The sequence below is a fragment of the Frigoribacterium sp. ACAM 257 genome (genome assembly GCF_007954365.1).
In the GTDB taxonomy this organism is placed as follows: domain Bacteria; phylum Actinomycetota; class Actinomycetes; order Actinomycetales; family Microbacteriaceae; genus Frigoribacterium.
On sequence record NZ_VOLO01000003.1, the window covers coordinates 497,769 to 517,881 of the forward strand.

General features: G+C 62.4%; 14 protein-coding genes and 2 pseudogenes. 13 read left to right on the forward strand and 3 right to left on the reverse strand.

All coding sequences use genetic code 11. The features are described from left to right. Nucleotides 1-110: 110 nt before the first annotated feature. Complete coding sequence (locus tag ES689_RS12155) at nt 111-1,091, reverse strand: hypothetical protein (RefSeq protein WP_146904772.1); 981 nt, start codon at nt 1,089-1,091, stop codon at nt 111-113. Between the two features lie 712 nt (nt 1,092-1,803). Continuing rightward, on the reverse strand, nt 1,804-3,327 hold the full coding sequence (locus tag ES689_RS12160) for a hypothetical protein (RefSeq protein WP_146904775.1): 1,524 nt from the start codon (nt 3,325-3,327) through the stop codon (nt 1,804-1,806). A 475-nt stretch (nt 3,328-3,802) separates the two neighbouring features. Here ES689_RS12160 and ES689_RS12165 point away from each other — a divergent pair, with 475 nt between their 5' ends. From ES689_RS12165 to ES689_RS12210, 9 genes are all read left to right on the forward strand, one after another. After that, on the forward strand, nt 3,803-4,621 hold the full coding sequence (locus tag ES689_RS12165) for a type IV toxin-antitoxin system AbiEi family antitoxin domain-containing protein (RefSeq protein WP_146904778.1): 819 nt from the start codon (nt 3,803-3,805) through the stop codon (nt 4,619-4,621). A gap of 222 nt (nt 4,622-4,843) precedes the next feature. Next, nucleotides 4,844-6,748, forward strand: coding sequence for a P-loop NTPase fold protein (locus tag ES689_RS12170; protein WP_191330397.1), 1,905 nt, complete (start codon nt 4,844-4,846; stop codon nt 6,746-6,748). A gap of 110 nt (nt 6,749-6,858) precedes the next feature. Then, nucleotides 6,859-7,494, forward strand: coding sequence for a hypothetical protein (locus tag ES689_RS12175; RefSeq protein ID WP_146904784.1), 636 nt, complete (start codon nt 6,859-6,861; stop codon nt 7,492-7,494). Further along, nucleotides 7,491-8,792, forward strand: a complete 1,302-nt coding sequence (locus ES689_RS12180; protein WP_146904787.1) for a hypothetical protein — start codon at nt 7,491-7,493, stop codon at nt 8,790-8,792. The genes ES689_RS12175 and ES689_RS12180 overlap by 4 nt, the downstream gene beginning before the upstream one ends. Nucleotides 8,793-8,833: 41 nt before the next feature. Continuing rightward, nucleotides 8,834-9,616, forward strand: coding sequence for a TatD family hydrolase (locus ES689_RS16140; protein ID WP_223269583.1), 783 nt, complete (start codon nt 8,834-8,836; stop codon nt 9,614-9,616). Between the two features lie 134 nt (nt 9,617-9,750). Next, complete coding sequence (locus tag ES689_RS12190) at nt 9,751-10,314, forward strand: recombinase family protein (RefSeq protein ID WP_146904793.1); 564 nt, start codon at nt 9,751-9,753, stop codon at nt 10,312-10,314. A 99-nt stretch (nt 10,315-10,413) separates the two neighbouring features. After that, entirely contained in the window at nt 10,414-11,304 is an 891-nt protein-coding gene (locus ES689_RS12195; protein ID WP_146904796.1) for a TIR domain-containing protein, read from the forward strand. Beyond that, nucleotides 11,304-11,768 carry a hypothetical protein gene (locus ES689_RS12200; protein ID WP_146904799.1) on the forward strand — a complete coding sequence of 155 codons (465 nt, stop codon included), beginning with the start codon at nt 11,304-11,306 and terminating at the stop codon, nt 11,766-11,768. The genes ES689_RS12195 and ES689_RS12200 overlap by 1 nt, the downstream gene beginning before the upstream one ends. Nucleotides 11,769-12,944: 1,176 nt before the next feature. Beyond that, a complete protein-coding gene (locus tag ES689_RS12210) occupies nt 12,945-13,574 on the forward strand; it encodes a maleylpyruvate isomerase family mycothiol-dependent enzyme (RefSeq protein WP_223269572.1) in 630 nt (209 codons plus the stop codon). A gap of 11 nt (nt 13,575-13,585) precedes the next feature. Here ES689_RS12210 and ES689_RS12215 read toward each other — a convergent pair whose 3' ends face one another. Further along, nucleotides 13,586-13,873, reverse strand: a complete 288-nt coding sequence (locus ES689_RS12215) for a DUF1905 domain-containing protein (RefSeq protein WP_146904802.1) — start codon at nt 13,871-13,873, stop codon at nt 13,586-13,588. A 998-nt stretch (nt 13,874-14,871) separates the two neighbouring features. On the opposite strand from ES689_RS12215, the gene ES689_RS12220 reads away from it, so the two are divergent. From ES689_RS12220 to ES689_RS12235, 4 genes and pseudogenes are all read left to right on the forward strand, one after another. Next, nucleotides 14,872-16,140, forward strand: coding sequence for a DUF3500 domain-containing protein (locus ES689_RS12220; protein WP_146904805.1), 1,269 nt, complete (start codon nt 14,872-14,874; stop codon nt 16,138-16,140). Nucleotides 16,141-16,438: 298 nt separating this feature from the next. Then, nucleotides 16,439-17,955, forward strand: a pseudogene (guaB, locus tag ES689_RS12225) (IMP dehydrogenase). A gap of 478 nt (nt 17,956-18,433) precedes the next feature. Then, on the forward strand, nt 18,434-19,423 hold the full coding sequence (locus ES689_RS12230; protein WP_191330399.1) for a GDSL-type esterase/lipase family protein: 990 nt from the start codon (nt 18,434-18,436) through the stop codon (nt 19,421-19,423). A 354-nt stretch (nt 19,424-19,777) separates the two neighbouring features. After that, nucleotides 19,778-20,113 (forward strand): annotated as a pseudogene (locus tag ES689_RS12235) (xylose isomerase); the annotation flags it as partial.

Sequence of the window (20,113 nt, forward strand, 5' to 3'; positions counted from 1 at the left end):
GGCCCGATTGCGAGACGGAATAATAGAAGGGCCCCTTTCGACGAGCGTCCATCGGTGCTCCTCCCTTTCCTCGAGGCTGCCCGCTGTGGTCGGTACCAAATTGGCGGGTTTCACGCGGCGATCTCGAATCCGTTGTGTCTGTTTGATTCGTCTAGCAGCATGCGAACGAAGTCGGCGTCGTCTTCCGTTGCGTCGTGGCGGAGTTGACCAAATTCTTCAGGGGAGACGTTGTCGGCGAGGAGGCCTCGTATGAATGCGTGCTTGGGGGCGTAATAGCGGTCCCATTGCCTTGGAAGAAGGGGCCGAAGAACTTCCATTTCGTGCACTAGGAGCCCCAGGCGCGGAAAGTGCCTCGGCGCTGCCACGGCAAGGGGGCACTCTAGGCAGAGCCAGAAGGACAGCAGAGCGCACGTCTTCCCTGTGCGGGGGTGGTGGAGCACGTCCAAACAGCCTGCCAAGGCTGTGTCGTTTTCCACCTCGACGCTGTCGACGACTGCAAGGGCCATGCGGGAGGCGTGTGCCTCGGCGACCAATCCCTGGAAACCGACCATCCTTCCCTTGTGAGTCGCGATGAAACGCGCGTCCGTTTCTAGATAGTCCTTTTGGTGCGTCGTCGTCGAATTGTGGACAGGTGACACCTTGTACGTTGTCTGGAAGGACCTGTGGAGGCGGTCGTAAGCCAAGCTTGGTAGCCGCGAAGGCCACCACCCAAGTTCTCCCTGTTTCTTCAGTCGGAGAATGTTCGGAATAACGCCGACCTCAAGCCTGTAAGAGCCCAGTTGCGTATAAACAAGGAGTCGATTAGTTGGCGTTCCGGCCTGCGCGAGAGCTTGACGGCCCGGTTCTGTCGCTCTGCGAATCAGGCTGAACGCTTCAGCCTCGGTCCCTCGCTTGATGCCGTCTAGATTCGTCCGGTGGTGCTGTTTGCCCTTTCCCCTGCGAGGCTTGCGCGAGTGAAGCGTGACAACTTGCGTCTTGCCACCCAGATTCGCGGCATCCGAGGTGATTGTTAGGCGCGCGACCGTGGACGGGTTGTATCCAAAATGGGCAATGAGAAGTGCGGTGCACGCAACGGCCTCGTCACGAGTCATGAATACAGCCGTTCTCGCGACCGCGTGAAAAACTGGCCCCCGGGGTCTACCTGCCGAATTAAGCGTGGCCTTCGTCACGACGCCACTGGGGAGTGGCGCGGACGCTCTTCCCGTCACGATTAGCTCCCGAATGAACCCGCTGGCCGGGCTCCGACTTCTGCCGTCCTGACCGAGAAGAGCCAGGTTGGTCTCTATGCGTTCAACCGTCCGGCGTACCTGCTTTGTAAGGGCACTGCGCATTCGAGCCTGTTCGAGGTGTGTGTAGCTCGCTGTAATAGCTACCGGCCTGACTTCGAAGCGGGTAGTCCGACTTAGTGTCCGAACGTCCCGATTGATGTCTGGAAGCGCCCGAAAGAGCGTCGCGAGAGTTCCTGTTCGATATGCATTGGTCGCAGCTGCCCACCGCGTCTCGGAGTACGCCACCCACTTGATCCAAGTAAAGGGGTCGAGTTCTGACAGGGAGGCAATCTGCCCGTGCGATGTGCACCACCTCGCAAAGGCCCTGACGTTGTTTAAGGCCCCAATGCAGGTCGCAACCTCGCGCCATGTTCCGAGGGTGCTGTTTTGGTATCGAAAGGCGCGCGCCAGCTCACTCTGCATTTGCCGACTACACGGCAGTCGCCCAAAGTCGGATACGGATAGCTCGTCGCCCTTTTCGTTGCTGAACTTGACCAGGAGCGATTGGGTCGAATCCGCTGCGGTTTCCATAGCGCTACTGAACTTCTGTCAGATGGTCTCGAACGCGGGCGTCGCGTTGAGCCAGGTTCGTTAGTGCTTCCGCGAACTCCACTGCGTGCTCGAGTGACAGGTCACTGCCGAAGTTGCGGACGGGGTCCACGTATGTGTTTTCTGTCGTCTCGCGGGAGGCATGTCCTAGCAGCTCCTGAACGATCGTGAAGCACTGGGCGTAGACGCTCATGTCGTGGCTCATCGCTCTGCGGCCGTCGCGCTGGTCTCGAGCCCGAAGAAGGGCAAGCAAGAGAGCAAGGGCAGCGCTGAACCTAAGGCTCTGCGGCGACAGGTAAATCGGACTGCCTTCGTAGCCGGCCAGGCCCATGGCGCGAGCGAACCTGGCGTTTGCATCCGAGAAGATCCTGTCCCAGGTCCGATGGTCCAGGGGAAACCCCCCTTCCGTTAGCCAAACTGCCATGGGCTCTGGTAGCCCGTCTCTTAACGTTGTGAAGAGCCGGCTTCGCTTCCCGGCATCGATCTCTTGCAACTCGTGTTCGACTCCGGCGGAATCGATCAATGCAATTTTCCCCTTGGAAAGAAGCCGCTTTCCGACAATCCAGATCGCTTCGGATAAATCTGCGTAGGCGTTCCGCGCTCTTGCCCTTTTGACGTGGGCGTTACGCATGGTGTTGATGTAGTCCCAGGTGGCGCCCAGCCCACCCGACAAAGACGACCAGGCGCGTTGCTTGCCGAACTTCGCGACAGCCCGAGCGAGGCTTGCTTCGTCACCCTCCAGGTCCGGCAGCTCAGAAATGAGAAGGGTTCCGACTTCTTGACGGCGCAAGGCCGTCGAGTACGTCAGAAGCAGGTAGGCAGCGTTTCTCTCGTCGGTGCGCGATCGCGTGTAGTTTTCCTTGCCGGCGCGCCAAACCCCGTCGCGGAGCACTGGCGTGCGGCCTAGGAAGGCAACGTCGCGGTAGAGACGTAGGGCTGACGGGGTGACCCACCGGTCGCGATCGTGGACAGAATCGCTGCTCCTTGACACCCGACCTCCGAAACGGCCCATGGATTGACTTCCGTCGAGCGGCGCGTACTCCACCAAAGAGTGGCCTCGCGCCCACGCGTATAGGGGGGACATAGCGGCGCCAAATTTGCTCCATGTGGCACCGGAAATAGGCCGGGCCATCCCGTCTCGTCCACGGCGTTTCATTTCGAACGCGATGACGTGCGCGCGCTGAGCCTCAAGCCAGGACACGTCGTTCTCGAGGAGGTTGTTGCACCACATCACGATTTCCCGGGCATACGTTTCTGCGGCAGACGGAGCAAGAGCGAGGAACCCGCTGGATTGCGTGTAGTCGAAAAGATCCCGGTCGATGTTCCACTCCGCGTCGACAATGACTGGCGTCCCAGGAACGAGCAGCCAGGCTCTCTCGGCTTCCGGCTCAACCTTGAACCATCCGGTAGGGGGTGTCAGCCACGCGGACCCGGAAAACACGCTCCGGAAACGAGGGGGAAGGCTGGGGGGCAAGGAAGGCCCGGTACTTGGACTCGTCAGCTCTGCCATGGAGCGACCTTAGCCGGTTTCGGCATGAAATATATTACAGTAGCAGGTGGCCATTAGTCGTTGGGGTGCCGCGCGTACAAAGCGGGTAGTTCGTAGGCCATCGTGAGCCACGACTCGGGGCAGGGCTTTCGGCAGTGTTGCGGGGACCCGATTCCTCCCTCGCGACCATTCCTGCGCAGCTGCTACTCATCGACTCCGGCGCTGCTGATGATCCCAAGGTCGCCCTCGTCAAACGGGACGTCCGCCTGGGTCAATGCTCCAGAAGCCCCTGGCGCCCCGTCTGCCGCAGTCGCTCTTCGCTCGGCGGACTAAACGCCCCCAAGTCGTGCATGCGTGAGTCATGCGGCGTCAGCAGGGTCCTTGGTCCGCGGAGAGCGGGTTGCGTTGCGGCGGTGACTTGGCTTGATTTGGCACCGATTGCGACTGTGCTGAGGTGCCATGCTTTGAAAGTATGAGCGAATGATACTCTGCAGGCATGAGAGGTGCTTCGGTTGGTCAACGCGTAGCTGATATTGCCGCGGCCCAGTGGGGCATGATCACGACCGCGCAGGCGCGCGCGCATGGGGTCGCCAGGGCCAATATTGCGTACAGGGTTCGCGTGGGCGAGCTGGAGCGGACCGACCACTACGGGGTCTATCGTCTCGCGGCTCTTGGCTCGAGTCCCCTGGATGACCTGCGTGCCGCATGGCTGTCCACAAACCCTGGACAGCTTGCGCCAGAACGAACTGGAAGGTCGATATGTGACGCCGTGGTCGCTTCTGCCGCCGCCGCCCTAGTCCACGGCATCGGTGACGTCTACCCGTCCCCGTACTCAATCATCGTTCCTAGCCGGCGCCAGAGCACGAGGGGTTCCATCGCCTATTCGTGGCGCCATCTCGAACCGCGGGACGTCGAGATCGTCGATGGCCTGCCCGTCACCACGCGCGAACGGACCATTGTGGACCTATTGCACGACGAGGGCGATATCTCGATCGCGGCTGATGCCCTCCGAGATGCTGTCCGTGACCGCGCCGACCTCAACGAGGCGCGCTTCGCCGAGCTGCTCATGCCCCATGCGGAGCGACTCGGTCAGGCTCGAGGCGACGGCCTCAGTGCCCTCGCCTACCTCAAGGTGACGGCAGAAGTGGACGTAGCGTCAGAAGCTGCGACGTCACTCGAGCGACTGCTTGAGGCCAAAGTGCTGGCAGGAAGCACCGACCCCGTCCTGCGCAAATTTGCCGAAGAGCTACCGGCTTTGGCCGCCGCGCTGCGGGCTTCGCCGAACGCCCCGTCGGGCTACGGTCGTCAGCTTTAGCCCCGGGTGCGACGGGCGATTTGCGGCTACGTCGTGCCGGCTTGACGAGGCTCTGTGTCGTTTCCTTAGTCACCCCGGGCAGAACGCGGCCGGCGTCGACAACGGTGCAGCCGCAACCGCGACGGGATCACGCCCGCTGAATGCGAGGTACTTTCGTGTAACGATGTGGGCAGGCCGCACCGTGTGGGTGACTGCCGAACGTAGCGAATAGGGGGAGCGCACTTGAGCGCCAACATCACCAGTACTCGCGTCGCTTATCCCCTTTTCCTTGACGAGCCGACAGATGTGGACCTTCTGTCTTTCGATGCGGTCGCGTCGACCGTCGTTGACGCGCTCCTTGACCCGCGGCTCGACCCGATCGCTCTTGGTCTGTCCGGCTCGTGGGGCAGCGGGAAAACCTCCGTGCTTCGACTCATCGGCAAGCAGCTACATGAGAGCGCGCAGACGCTCGTCGTAATCGAGACTGATCCCTGGCGCTATGACCCGCAACTCGGCATCAAGGAGTCGCTCATCAGCGCAATCCTGACGTCGCTCGAGAACGCGATTCCAGACGACAGCATTGGGGAGAAGACACGCTCGGCAATCCAGCGACTCGCTAGGCGCATCGACTGGGCTAAGGCGCTCAGGCTCGCAGCGACCTCGGCTGTGACGGTCAGCGTTCCCTCGCTCCAGAACGTCTTCGACCTCATCAAACCGAGGGAAGAAGAGAGCGCGCCAGACCCCATCACCGACATGGCGCAGTTCCGAGAGGAATTCGCTTCTCTGCTTACCTCCGATGCGATGAACCACATCTCGAATGTCGTCGTGCTCGTCGACGATCTCGACCGGTGTCTTCCGGAAACTGTGGTCGACGTCCTTGAGACCATCCGTCTGTTCCTCTCCGTGCCGAAAATGTCCTTTGTCCTCGCCGCGGACGAGGAACGCGTTGCAGAGGCGATTGCTACGCGCTACCCCAACGGGGGCGCGGCGACTGGGGAGGAGAGCCCAGCGCGTCTCTATCTACACAAGATCGTCCAAACTTCCGTCCCGGTGCCTGCTCTGAGCGACTTCGACGCCGAGGCCTACCTGGTGCTCCTACAGATCAGAAGCATCGTTGGCGACGACGAGCAGTACGCCGCGATCATCAGCGACGTGGCCGCTGCACGCAGGGGCGGGCAGCCGCTCGATCAGGTCTCAGCACTCCAGGACGCGAGGTTCCAGGACTATCGGAACGTGGCGGCTCGAATCCGGCCGATCGTGCACGAGAAGTCAAAAGGTAATCCAAGGCGCATCAAACGATTCCTCAACGACCTATCCGTCCGATTGAGCATTGCAGCTAAGCGAGGCATCACTCTCGACGCGGCGACAATCGCAAAACTCATGGTCCTCGAGCAGTACTTCCCGGCGGACTTCGCGACCGTCACCGGCTGGCTGCGGGAGCAAAACCTCCGGAAGAACCTCACCGCCCTCGAATCCCAGGTCGGCACCCCCGTGTCCACCATCGAAGACGAAGCGCCGACAGCGTCCGAAGAGTCACTCCGCAGTGGTGGTGAGACGATCAAGACCGACGGCGCGTCCAAGACCATCCCCGAGCATCAGGCACCTGCTAGGCCGCCACAGACCGATGACCAGCGCTTTAGCGAAGGTCTTCTCCGATGGGCCCGCCTATCGCCTGCTCTGAGCGGGAAAGAGCTTGCTCCGTACCTTGTGCTCGCGGCCAGCTTCACCGATGTCTTCCTGGCTTCAGAGGGCCTGCCCGAATCCATTCGCGACGTCGCGGCGCAGCTCCTTTCCCGCTCACCTGCACAGGCTCGGAAGGTCTCGAACACGGTTCTCGCCGCCCTGACTCGGGATGAAACGAACCAGTTGATCGCTCACATCGCGGGCGTCATGATCGACGAACCCGCGCAGCACCAATCCAGCGGATTGGGTGCGATGCTCAGACTCGCCAGGCTCAGAACGGACGCCATCCCTCCGGTCGTCAACGGGTTGAAGCGCATGAGGGCAACCGACCTGCGGGTCGGCCCGCTTGCGCAACTCCTGGCCTCCGATCCAGCGCCCATCATGGAGCAGCTGACGGGCATGGCGGACGCGAGCGGAAATTCTGCAGTTGTCGGGGCCATGCAGGCCGCGAAGGAGGACAGCTGACTGTGGGCACCAGCTCGTCCTACAAAGGCTCGACAGGCAAGGCGTCGCGTGCCGTACGCGACGGAGTCGACCAGTGGTCATCGGACCGATCAAGTGGATCAGGGGCCGGCTTGCCGCAGAACGTCGTCGCCAACACATTGCGCATACCAGCCTTCCCCCGTGCCGCCGGCGGTGGGATCAGTGGAGGCGGTGGCTCATCGTCAGGGCGACAACAATCGCCCCGCCGAAATGCCCGCGAGTACGCCGCAACAGCTGGTCGAGCCGCAAACCTCGCTCGGGCCCTGCGGGCAGGCGACCGGGAAGCGCTCGAGCGCGCAGGGCTCGACTTCGACGCACTACAGGCGATGCCATCTCGGGCTGAGATGGTGCGGACCATTCTCGAGGTGGTCTGCGAAGCACACACCAGCAGCGACATCCCCTCCGAGGAGCAGCGGGAAATTGCAAGCCGTCTCCTGGACTGGATGCTGGACGAAGAACAGAACCCCACGCCGCCGACCCCCAGCGAAGCTGCTGAGTACGCCATCGGCATCATGATCGCCGAGATGTTCCTCTCCGAGGCAGGTGAATTCACCTCTAACGGAAGTGTCAGCCGGGAGGACTTCGTGAACGAGGTCTACGAGGCAGCGGCCAACCTCGCAAGCCGAGCGGAACTCACTGGGACCACGACCGGGGCGGAAGCCATCGAGGCCGCCATCACCCGCGGACTTCGATTCCTCCGCCGCACCTACGCCAGCGAGACCCAATGATTCACACCTTTCATCTGACGGTTGATGGCCCCCCAAGAGACACCACGCGCCCTGACGTCACAGACCGCACCTTCTACTGGCATGACGCGTCCACGCATCCGTGGTTCCGAGCGAACGTTGGGCCGCTGCTGGGCGCGCTGGGCTGCACTGAACCACGCAATATCGACCTAGTCCGTATCGCCACTGCGGTGCTGGCTGCTGATCGATCAGCGTCTCGATCGGGCACACTGTCTCGCTGGAACCAAAGGGAGTTCAAGCTCACCGTCGACGTCATAGACGCCGAGCCTTGGGCTGCTCATGCTGAAGCGGTCGAGTCGCTCCTTGCCTTCTTGACGGGCGACATTTGGCACCTGCACTTTCGGTCGCGTTTTGGAACGCCAGAGCCGGTGGCCGTTGTCGGGCTGGAGGCGTCGCGCGTCGTCCTACTGAGCGGCGGCGCAGACTCAGCCTCGGGAGCGCTGTTGAGCGGGCTTGAACTTGCCGCCGCCCATCAGGGGCAGGTGCTCATCTCCCATTGGTCATCGCCGAATCTTGCTCCTCTTCAGCGAGTGGTCGCTTCGGAAATCGAGAAGCTTGCCCCCCGCAGCACAACCGAGCACCTGCAGGTGCACATCGCGCGAGGGAGGCAAAGCCCCACAGGAACGGGCTACGGCAAAGAGGATTCAACTCGATCGCGGTCTCTGCTCTTCATCGCGCTCGGCCTCGCCGTGGCTTCGGCCCAGAGGTTGCCTCTCTGGCTTCCCGAGAATGGCTACGCGTCTATTAATCCTCCGCTGTCAAGGAGCCGTCGAGGAAGCCTGTCGACCAAAACAACCCACCCTAAGTTTCTCGCGGACTTGATGACTCTGCTGGACGACGTCGGCGCCCACGGCAAGATCGTGAACCCATACGCGTGGTCGACCAAGGGGGAGATGTTCAAAGCAGTTCGCGAGAGCACAGACGCGAATACCGCGAGCCGCTTCCTCAGTGCAACCTCGTCGTGCTCTCACACGGGAACTCGCTCGTGGGGCCTTCCACCGCATACTGCCTGTGGAGAATGCTTCGGCTGTGTCCTGAGGAAGGCCTCATTCCAAGCAGCTGGGTTGAACGACACGACGGCCTACTTCACTCCCATAACGGAGAAGCAAACGACTTGGCTGAAGGAAAAGTCGGTGGTGCCTGCGATGCGAGACTTTCTTCGGGAGCCGTTTGGTGAGTACGACCTCGCACGCCTGCGCATACCGGCAGGGCTTGCTCTTGCTGACGTGGAGGCCTTGTGCCGACGAGGACGCGCCGAACTTGCTGAGGCGATCCTGTGACTGGAATACGGGCGCGAACCCGACGTGATGGTCAGGCGAAGGTGCCACCGCCTCTCGACGTCCACGCGCACATCGAGGCGGAGATTTCATCTGAAGCCGTTCGCGGTCTCGGTGCATTTGTGTTCGCCATGACTCGGTCACTGGACGAGTACGCCCTTGTCTCTCGTCGTCGCGACACACGCATGGTTTGGGGCGTTGGAACGCATCCCGGGGGGCAGGACTATGTCGCATCCTTCGACGAGGATCGATTCGCGAGGGCAATAGAAGGAACTCCGCTCGTGGGTGAGATAGGTCTCGACGGTGGCAGCGCCGTGCCCATGGCGGAACAAACTAGGACGCTTAGGAGCGCACTTGGCGTTTTGCAGCAAACGCCACGGCTGATCAGCCTGCACAGTGCCGGCGCCCACCTACAGGTCATCCGAGAGCTGCACCGCACACCAGTAGAAGGGATCGTCTTGCACTGGTGGACCGGCTCGGCAGACCTAACCGACGAAGCACTACGACTCGGCTGCGCCTTCTCCATCCCGCCTGTCATGGCGTCAAAATCTCTTATTCTTGACCGCATACCCTCCGATCGACTCTTCTTCGAGACCGATCATCCGTTCGGTGATCGGGGAACGACGGGGCGTCGCAAGCCTGGGAGAACAACCGACGTTGAAGAGCGTCTCGGCGAGCGGCTAAACAGTACGACGATCGAGATGCGACATTTGCACTGGGCCAATCTGCGAAAGCTGGTGCTCACCCTCGGTTTGCTCCACTTGTTCCCCGAGGACTGGAGGGGCGTCCTTAGCGACGATTCGCTTCGCGGGCGAAACGCCTCATAGACGGTCGTTCATCGGGACACCTTCCCGGGCCCGTCTTGACCGGCAGAGGTCAAGTGCGGCCTGGCCTGCGGATTCCCGTATACCTGTCCCGCAAAAATGCCCGGTGATGGGGGTCTGAACGCTACAGTCATCGGATGCTCATCGGTTACGCCCGCGTCTCGACCTCGGGACAGGATCTGGCAGCACAACGTGACGGTCTTGCAGCACTGGGCGTTGACGATCAACACGTGCATGTTGACCACGGCTTGTCGGGCACGACTCGAGCGCGGCCGGGGCTTCGCGAGGCCCTGGCCGCGTGCCGTGCCGGCGACGTCCTCGTGGTCACGAAGCTCGACCGCCTGGCCCGCTCACTGCGCGACGCGACCGACATCGCGGACGAGCTGACGAGGAAGGGCGTCGCCTTGCACTTCGGGGGAGCGGTCTACGACCCCACTGACCCGGTCGGCCGGCTCCTGTTCAACGTCCTCGGCATGGTGGCCGAGTTCGAGGCCGACCTCATCCGTGCCCGCACCCGGGAGGGGATGGCGATCGCCAAGGCCGCCGGCAAGCTTCGCGGCCGCAAGCCCAAGCTCACGTCCTCGCAGGAGAAGCACCTGCTGCAGCTGCACGACACCGGCGAGCACGCGACAAGCGAGATCGCGGAGCTTTTCGGCGTCGCCCGGTCAACGGTCTACCGAGCCATCCAGCGAGCGGGGTGACCAACGCCTGAGTGGGTTCCAGCGGCGGCTTGGGCTCGATTGGGCTACTGGATTTGACGCCAAATCACTATTTGGCAGATGTTTACGTATTCTTGAGGCATGATCACCAGCGGTGTGTACCCTCGCAGTGTCTTCGTAATCCATGGGAGGAACGAGGCCGCGAGAAAAGGGCTTTTTGAGTACCTTCGGGCCATCGGTCTGCTCCCCATCGAATGGTCCGAAGCTTTGGCCATGACCGGAAGCGCTTCCCCTTACATCGGAGACGTCCTAGATGCGGCGTTCGAACGGGCGCAGGCCGTAATCGTGCTTCAGACACCCGACGATGTGGCGCACCTTCACGAATCGCTGACCTACCCAGGGGACCCGGAGACGGCCCCGCAGATGCAACCGCGGCCGAACGTGCTTTTCGAGGCTGGCATGGCCATGGGGCGAAACCCAGATCGGACGCTCATCGTCGAGCTCGGACAGGTCAAGGTTTTCAGCGACATTCATGGCCGCCACAGCGTGCGGCTCGACAACTCAGTAGCAAAGAGGCAAGACCTCGCTAACCGTCTTCTGACGGCAGGGTGCGACGTTCGGATGCAGGGCACTGATTGGCACGAGGCGGGTGATCTAACCCCGCCTGGTCCGCCTGGAAATGGGCTGCCGCTAGGGCGCAAATTGCCTTCTTCTGAGACTGCCGGGCTGCCGCGACTGTCGGCTCGTTTGTTTGAACGGGGCGGTAATAAGTTTGCTGATGTCATCGTGACTAATCAGGGTCCCGGCTCGGTCTACGGCCTGACGGCCGCCGCTTCTGAGGACGACGACACTCTTCGAACGTCGGATGAGCTGCCAGTGCCCGAGTTGCCCGTCGGCAAGTCAGTTCGAGTCCTCCAGCGCCTGCCCGCGTCCTTCAGTCAGGTTCAGCGCTCCTACTTCACCGTCACACTGCGTGCTCGAACGGCTGACGGAGTTCCAATCGAGCAAGACGAATTCGTGAGTGGGGACTAGTGAATATTCCGATTTCAATTCCTTTGGACAACGACGGCTTCATGCGCAGGGAATGCCCCAACTGCTTGAAGCAGTTCAAATGGCACGACGGGCCCGCAAATGAGGATGCTGAACATCAGCCTTCGGCGTCTGCTTACTACTGCCCGTTCTGTGGCCAGCCTGCTGGACTTGACCAGTGGTGGACGACGGAGCAAGTCGAATACACCAGGGGCATGGCCGCGCCTGCCGCGATGCAACTTATGGACGATGAGCTGTCAAAAGCCTTTCGCGGGCTAAACAGCAAGCACGTCAAGATCACGAAGAAGGGGAGTTTCGACAAGCCGGCGGAACCTGATCCCATGGTGGAGCCGGACGACATGATTATTCTCGCGTCCCCTTGTCACGCCTGGGAGCCGATCAAGGTCCCAGCTGACACCCAAGCTCCCGTTCACTGCCTCGTATGCGGTCAAGCCTTCGCTTTCTAGGAGTGTCCGCCCGATAACCGATTAGACACGGGGCGCGTCAGGAGCAAGCACTTGTGGACGCGGTGTCGGCCGTAGTGCCTATGCTCAATTCATGAGTTAGCCTCGTAATCTCTACTCAGGCCCGGGCGGAGGGCTCTACACCGGCGCGGGCGGCGGCATGTCTACGTCTCGCGGCGGCGGTGCTTCGACGCTCAGTGGCGGGGGCCTCTCCACGCTCAGTCGAGGGGGCCTCTCGACGCTGAGTGGCGGGGGCCTCTCGACGCTGAACGGAGGAGGCCTCTCAACACTGCGCGGTGGCGAACTATCGACACTGCGGGGTGGGGGACTATCAACATTGCGCGGTGGCGGCCTCTGGGACGGTTCGGACGACGAGCCAAACATGAGCAACGTTCCGCCGTAGGTGAGCCCTCACTGAGCTGGGTCTCAGATTGATCAGTCAAAGCCGATAAACTCACACGGCTAAGGGGAGCCGTCAGTTCTCGCGGCAAGCGAGCGCTGCATCTATCCGCGAAGCGGCACCAAATGCTGCCTTTGGGCGCTTTAGTCGAATTGGCTAAAGCACCCAAAGGCTCCAAAGGTCGATGACCGCAAAGCCCTCCCAGCTGCGTCCAGATAGCCGATCGATCAGCCCTCCACTTCGAACCCGGTTTGCAGACGGAGGGGAGCGCACCTCTGCACATCCTTGGGCGACGAACGAACATGCCGATCTCATCGAGGTCGCTCGAGCCCTTATCGCGCCGCACCGCGTGGGCGATCGCCTCTTCGGCGATGTCGCCGCTGCCCTCGAGACGACCACCGGGGCGATCCACACGGATGTCTGCATCGACACAGGTTCGGGGACCGGCTTCTGCGCCGAGCACGCCGCCATCGCCTCGATGGTTACCAGCGGTGAGAATGCGATCGCCCGCATCGTCGCGGTGTGGCGGGACCATGACGAACGCGTGACCGTTCTTCCACTTGCGGCCGCTGCCGCGAGTTCATCAAGCAGATCGACGACTCCAACCTCGGGGCGACGGTCGTTCTCGGGCACGGCAAGACCGCACCGCCCCGCGACCTGCTGCCGGAGTGGCGCTGGGCCCAGCCGGAGAAGCCGACGTCGTCTCAGTGCCTAGCCGGGACAGGCGCGCTGTGACTATGGGGATCAGTCTTCGGACGCGGTTGCGCCAGAATGGCGGGGTGGACGGGAACGCGGTTTGGCAGAGCATTGACGTCGAGCGGACGGCTCTCGTCGACGACCTCGCGCAGGTGGAAGAGTGGCAGTGGTCGACATCTTCGCTGTGCGTCGGCCTGACCGTTCGTGAGGTGCTCGCGCACCTCACGGTCAGCGGAGTCGTGTCCGGGCCTCGCTGGTTCGCCGGCGTTGTGCGTGCGCGCTTTGACTTCGACAAGCAGATGGACGATCGCCTGCGCGAGCAGCTCGGAGCGTCCTCGTCAGAGACGCTGAGCCTGTTCCGGGCGACGATCGGCAGCCGTACCTCGCCGCCTCTCCCGCGCCTGGCCTTGCTGGGCGAGATGGTCGTCCACGGAGAGGACATCCGTCGGCCCCTCGGCCTCGCCCGGGACTACCCGGAGCAGACCTTGAGTTCGGTGCTCCGCTACTACGCGGGCACCGACCAGGTGGTCATCGCCAAGAAGCGGGTTCGCGGCTTGCAGCTGGAAGCCGTCGACACCGGCATCACCCTTGGGGAAGGCAAGATCGTGCGCGGCAGCACCCTTGCGCTGGTCATGGCCATGACCGGCCGCGGCGCGTACTGCGCCGAGCTAACTGGAGCCGGCGTCGGCGCACTGTCCGCCCGATCGAGCTGACGACCGGCCCCTCAGGTCAGGCGTTCGATCAGATGCACGGTGACCAAATCTTCGAGATCCTTGCCAAGCTTCTTCCGCAACTTTGCGCTGATCGAGAGCATGTGCCCGCCGTCGCCGGTCGGCATCAGCCCCGTGGTCACCGGCTCGCCGTCAACGGTCGCAACAACCCTCACTGACCTTCCTGTGCCAAACAGCTCGACCGAGCCAGGCACTTCCACGCACGACCAGAGGTCACCCTTTACCGTGACCCCGATGGGCGCAGTAAAGGTCTTGTCCAGCGAACCAGGGATCGTGCTCACGGTGTGCTCCTCACGTTAACAACGGGTCCATCTGTCCTAACGGTAGCGAGAACCAACACTTTTACTCGAGACTGCTTGCGGTCAGGGGATCGGTCACCGAGCGTGGCTCCTGGAAGAATGACGGCGTGCGCACCTCTCCATGGCCCGCTCGCAACGGCGCTCTCCTCCTCCGCGATCCTCAGCCTGATGATGCAAACCAGGTCGTCGCTCTGCGCTTTAACCCCGTGGCCAACCGATTCACGCTCCGCACGCACGTGGACCAGGACGCCTACGCAAGAGAGTGAGCGAGTATCGCCGACAGCGACAGCGACAGCGACAGCGACAGCGACAGCGACTTGTCGTGCATCGCTGAGCTGATCGGCCGGCTCGCCGGCTTGGGGTTCCTCGACCTCCCCGATGGTCTGGGGCAACCAGGGATGCCCCAAGGCACGCAAGGCGTCATCGGCTTCATGCTGCAACCCGACCTCGCCGGACGAGGACTGGGAACAGACCTGGCCCGCGGCCCCTGACCGCAGCATTCGACGCGCTCAGGCTCCGGCGCGTCACGGCGAGCTGCAACGCAGGCAACATCGCCATGGCCGCGTCCTCGAAAAGAACGGCATGCGACGCGAACAGTACGGCCTTCGAGGACTCCCGGCACACCCACCGGGGCTGGGGCGACGGCTACCAGTACGCCATGCTCAATCGCGAGTGGGCCGTCGCTCGGACTGTCCGCCAGCACCGGAGAAAACGGTGCGATCGTGCCCGTGAACTCGAGGGACACCAGCATCAACGCTGAATACGACCGTGTCCAGCGTGGTGCGATGCCTCTCGGAGATGGCGGCTTCGCAACCCGACGGCCACTTGCTCCTACCGCAAGCGTCTCTTGCTGATTCCCCATCGCGGGGGGTCCTCAACAGGTCAGCAATCAATTCCCGTCGCTTCGCGCGAGACAGACCATAGGCGACTCATAGATCAGCCAGTGGAGGCTCATTGACTCAATTCCTAAGTTGAGCAACATGACGAAAAACACGGACACCCCTAAGCGACCGCGCCATCGCCACGTCCTCCTCGGAACGACGTTGTTTCTGGTTGGAGGGCTCACGCTCGCAGGTTGCGCGGCCGGCACTACCGAGTCCGATGACTCGACCAGCACCAGTTCAGTCTCGAGAAGCGCTACCGGTGGCCTCACGGTGACTGACGCGGCCGGCGAGGTGACCGAATCCCACTCGAACACCACTGCCGAGACCATCGCGAACATCACCGAGGCTGTTGCCGCTTTCCTCGACACACTCACTGAGGAGCAACGAGAGACCGTTACCTATGAGTACGACGACGAGACCAAAACGACGTCGTGGTCGAACTTTCCCGTGACCTTCGTCGAGCGCGCCGGCCTGAACGTCGCCGACCTGACCGAGGTGCAGCAGGTCGCCGCCCTCCAGGTTCTTGAGGCTCTGCTGAGCGACGACGCCTATGAGACGGCATCGAACATCATCGCCAGCGATCAGTACCTCGCGGATTACTCAAGCTCTTCCGATGCGGACATCCTCGGTCAGTACTACATCGCCTTCTTCGGCGACGTCGCCGACGTCAGCGCCTACGAGGTCCAGTTTGGGGGGCATCACCTTGGCATCAACGCCACCCTTGACGGGAGCGCCGATTCGATTACCTTTGCTCCCACCCACCTCGGCGTTCAACCAGCCGATTGGACAACGGAGGACGGCGTCGAGGTGCAGGCCTTCGGTGACATCTACACCGAAGCGTTCGCCTTCTACGATTCCCTGACGGCAGAGCAGCAGGCAACCCTCAACGCGGGCGACGTCACGATGTGTGCCCCCGGCGACACCTGCGACTTCACCACCGGAGCCGGTCTATCCGGCGCTGAACTCAGCGAAGAGCAGCAGCAGCTGCTGCTCGACTTGATCGCCAACTGGTCCGGAATGGCCGACGAAGAGACAGCGGCGACCACCCGTGCGGAAATTGAGGCCACCCTTGATGCCACCACCATCGCGTGGTCTGGCGAAACGACGTACGACATGACGCAGGGCGACGGAATCAACTTCTCCATCTCCGGCCCGAACGTCTACGTCGCCGTCCAGGCGCAGGAAGGCTCCGCAGGAGCCAATATCGATGGCGTCACCACATCCGGTTGGGGACACGTCCACAGCATCTACCGCGACCCCACGAACGACTACGCGAACAGCGTTGAGCAACAGGAAGCTACGGGCGGCGTGGGCGGCGGAGTCGGTGCCCCCGGCGACGGTGGCGCGCCCCCGTCGAGTAACTAGGGGCGGCGGCGGGCCTCACCAGGGTGACGAGATGGCCCTTACGTGCCCTCTGCGGCTCACAGGCACCGGCCGCACTGGGAGGCCCTTTCGCTCCGGCGACCGCCCCATCTCGGACTGGGCCACCTTGGTGTGGGTAATTCGCGAGAATCAAAGGGTGAAGCGAAACGCGGCTTGACGCGACATCCGCAAGGTCTTGAGTGCTGAACAGTCCTCCGCGCGGGGCCGGAGCCTAGTTTGGCGGACCCCCGAGGGCCACCTCTGGTGCGCTAACCTCGGCTGAACGAATGCCAGGAGATGCATGTATCAGCGTGATCCGTTTGGTTCCCTCGGGCTGACTTACGACGACGTCTTGCTCCTCCCTGGTCACACGGACGTCCTGCCCAGCGAGGCAAACACGAGGTCGCGCATTAGCCGCCGAATCTCGGTTGCCACGCCGCTCCTCTCGAGCGCGATGGACACCGTCACGGAAAGTCGCATGGCCATCGCCCTGGCGCAACAAGGGGGCATCGGCATCGTTCACCGAAACCCCTCCATCGCAGATCAGGCCGCACACGTGGACCGAGTGAAGCGCAGCGAGTCCGGCGTGATCGCCAAGCCGATCACAACCACTGCAGACGCCACCGTCGAAGAGGTGGTGACGCTGTGCGCCAAACACAACGTCTCAGGTCTGCCAGTTGTCGACCCGGAGGGGCGACTTATCGGGATCGTCACGAATCGTGACATCCGATTCGTGACGACCAACCAGCGCCTCACCACGCTCGTCGAGGACGTCATGACTGTCGAGAACTTAGTTGTGGCAAGGGTGGGCGTGTCCACGGACGAGGCCGTCACGCTGTTTGCGAAGCACCGAATCGAAAAACTGCCGCTGCTCGGCGAGGGCAACGAATTGGCCGGTCTAATGACGAGCAAGGACCTCGAGAAAAGCGAAGAGTATCCACTTGCCACCAGGGACGATCACGGCCGCCTCCGAGTGGGCGCTGCTATCGGCTTCTTCGGAGACGCTTGGAAGCGCGCCCAGGCGCTCCGTGACGCAGGGGTGGACGTGCTCGTCGTCGATACGGCCAATGGGCACGCGCAGGGAGTCATTGACATCATCCGGCGACTGAAGTCGGACCCCTCGTTCGACCACGTCGACGTGGTCGGCGGGCAAGTGGCCACCGGTGAGGCTGCCCACGATCTCATCGAAGCCGGTGCAGACGGCCTCAAGGTGGGGGTCGGCCCAGGGTCTATCTGTACGACACGTGTAGTGGCCGGCGTGGGCGTTCCCCAGATCACGGCGATCTACGAAACGGCCCTCGTCGCCCGCCCCGCCGGAATCCCCGTGATCGCTGACGGCGGCTTGCAGTTCTCGGGCGATATCGCGAAGGCGCTCGTAGCTGGTGCGGATGCTGTGAAGCGCTGCTCGCTGCTCGCTGCTCGCTGCTCGCAGGGACGGACGAGCCCCCAGGCGAAGTCATCTACGAATCCGGACAACAGTTCAAGCGCTACCGCGGTATGGGCTCGCTCGGAGCAATGCAAACCCGAGGGACGCAGACCTCGTACTCGAAAGATCGGTACTCTCAGGCCGACGTGGCAAGTGACGACAAACTCGTTCCAGAGGGCGTCGAAGGCACCGTGCCCTACCGAGGTCCCGTGGCTGGTGTCATCTACCAACTGGTCGGCGGGTTGCGTCAGTCCATCTTTTACGTGGGAGCCCGCTCTATTTCGGAGCTGAAGGCCCGCGGCAAGTTTGCGCGCATCACCGCCTCCGGGCTCTCAGAATCTCACCCGCATGATGTGAACATCGTCGCTGAAGCACCCAACTACACAAGGTAGCCCCGGACAAGCGCCGTCCGTGGCTTCTCGATGAGCCGTCAAGTGGCCTAGAATCTCCTGCAACGCTGGGCCGCAAGAAGCTTGTGAAAGGGCCAGACCTTTCCCATGTATCCCAGTGCCACGCATCCTGGCGCATCGTGGGTTTGCGCTCCTGCCGGCCCCGCGATCGCGAAGTACGGGGTCGGATCCGCAATTCTTAGTGTCCGACCTAGGGGTCATGAGTCGGCGGAAACCTCGGGTAGACAAGGCCCCCACTGCCCGACAATGATCAATAACGAACGCACGTTCGGCACAGCTTTGGTTTTGAAGCGAAGTATCGGTTGCGGAGGGACTAGCCATGGAAGAAACACCCCCGTCGCTAAGCCACTCCCTTGACTCCCTTAGTTCCGTCGTATGCGGGCTTGCTGAGGTGCCCGCCGGGCCTGGTGGACTGCGTCTTACTCGTCTGCCCGATTGGGCTGTGGCTCAGGCCGATCCCATGACAACTCTCGTGGCCGGCCTGGCATCTGGCGTACGTCTCGAGTTCGTCACGGCGGCTTCCCTCGTCGAGGTTAAGCTGAAGTTCACGCGCCTGCACGTATCACTTCTCCCGGACAAACCGTCGCCTGCTTGCCTAGGTGTGGTGGCTGATGGGAGAGATCAGTTGTTGTACTTCGACGAGGGCGCATTCATGCGTCTCGGTGCCGACATGGACTGGGCGCATGTCGATGGTGCGGCCACAAAAGCACGGATCGAGCTAGACAGCGTTACCGCTCCGCGGTCAGTTACGGTGTGGATGCCACCAGACGCGGCTGTCGAGCTGCTCGCCATACGAGCAGACGCGCCACTTATTGCTCCCCCTCATCTCCAGCGAACCTGGGTGCATTACGGCAGCTCGATCAGTCACGGCTCCGACATGGGGCCGTTCGGGCCTTGGCCCGTGATCACTTCCCGCCTCCTGGAACTGGATGTGACGAATCTTGGCCTGAGCGGCTCGGCGCACCTCGATGGCTTCGCGGCCCGCACGATACGTGCAGCCAACGCCGAAATCATCACCCTTGAACTAGGAATCAACGTAGTTGATGGCGGCACTATGACGACCCGCACTTTCGGGCCGGCCGTGCATGCATTCATCGACACCCTCCGAGAGACGCACGAAACGACTCCGATAGTGGTCATTTCGCCGATCTTCTGCCCTGTTCTCGAGGACACGCCAGGGCCAGCAGAACGATCTCCCGAGGGCAAGGTTGTCGGCTCGTCTCTACCCTCTCGCTCCGGGGACGGGCGACTCACCCTCCGGCTCGTTCGCGACGTCCTCGAGAACATTGTCAATCGACGCTCAATCGATGACGCGCACCTGCACTACATAGATGGGCTCACCCTTCTCGGGGCGAGTGACGGACACCACCTGACGGACAACCTGCACCCTGACGCCGCCGGCCACAGGCTTATCGGCAAGCGCTTTGCCGAGGTCCTTCGCGACATCTAAGTCCCCCGAGGCGAGTTTGAAGCATTCTGACGGCCGAGAAGCCGCTTGTGACGAGGTCAGCTGGGCACAGCAGCCTTCGGCCGGCCGCTGCACCGTCTGCCTCCACCCTGGTGTGTCGTTGACGGCAAACGCCTAATTCGACCCCGGACCGCGCACGCTCAGTAGTTTATGAGTGCGAGGCGTTGATCACGGTTGCGGCGTTCAGCAGGGCTGACAATGGTCGCCCGAATTTCTTATGCGGGCGCTCTACGGCAGCGTGCTGCCACGGTTCCCCCACTATCTCCAGACGCTTGCGTCGAACCCGATCAGAGAATAGGTTGTGCGGAACAACAAACTAGACGATTGGTAATCACTGTGGCCCTAACCCCCACCCGCGACGACAAGTTCTCCTTCGGACTCTGGACGATCGGCTACACCGGCGCCGACCCGTTCGGCGGACCGACCCGACCCGACCTCGACGTGGTCGAGGCCGTCGAGAACCTCGACCGCCTGGGCGCCTACGGCCTGACGTTCCACGACGACGACCTCTTCGCGTTCGGCTCGACCGACGCTGCGCGCCAGAAGCAGATCGACCGCCTCAAGGGCGCGCTCGACGCGACCGGCATCGTCGTGCCGATGGTGACGACCAACCTCTTCAGCGCGCCCGTCTTCAAGGACGGCGGCTTCACCTCCAACGACCGCGGAGTCCGC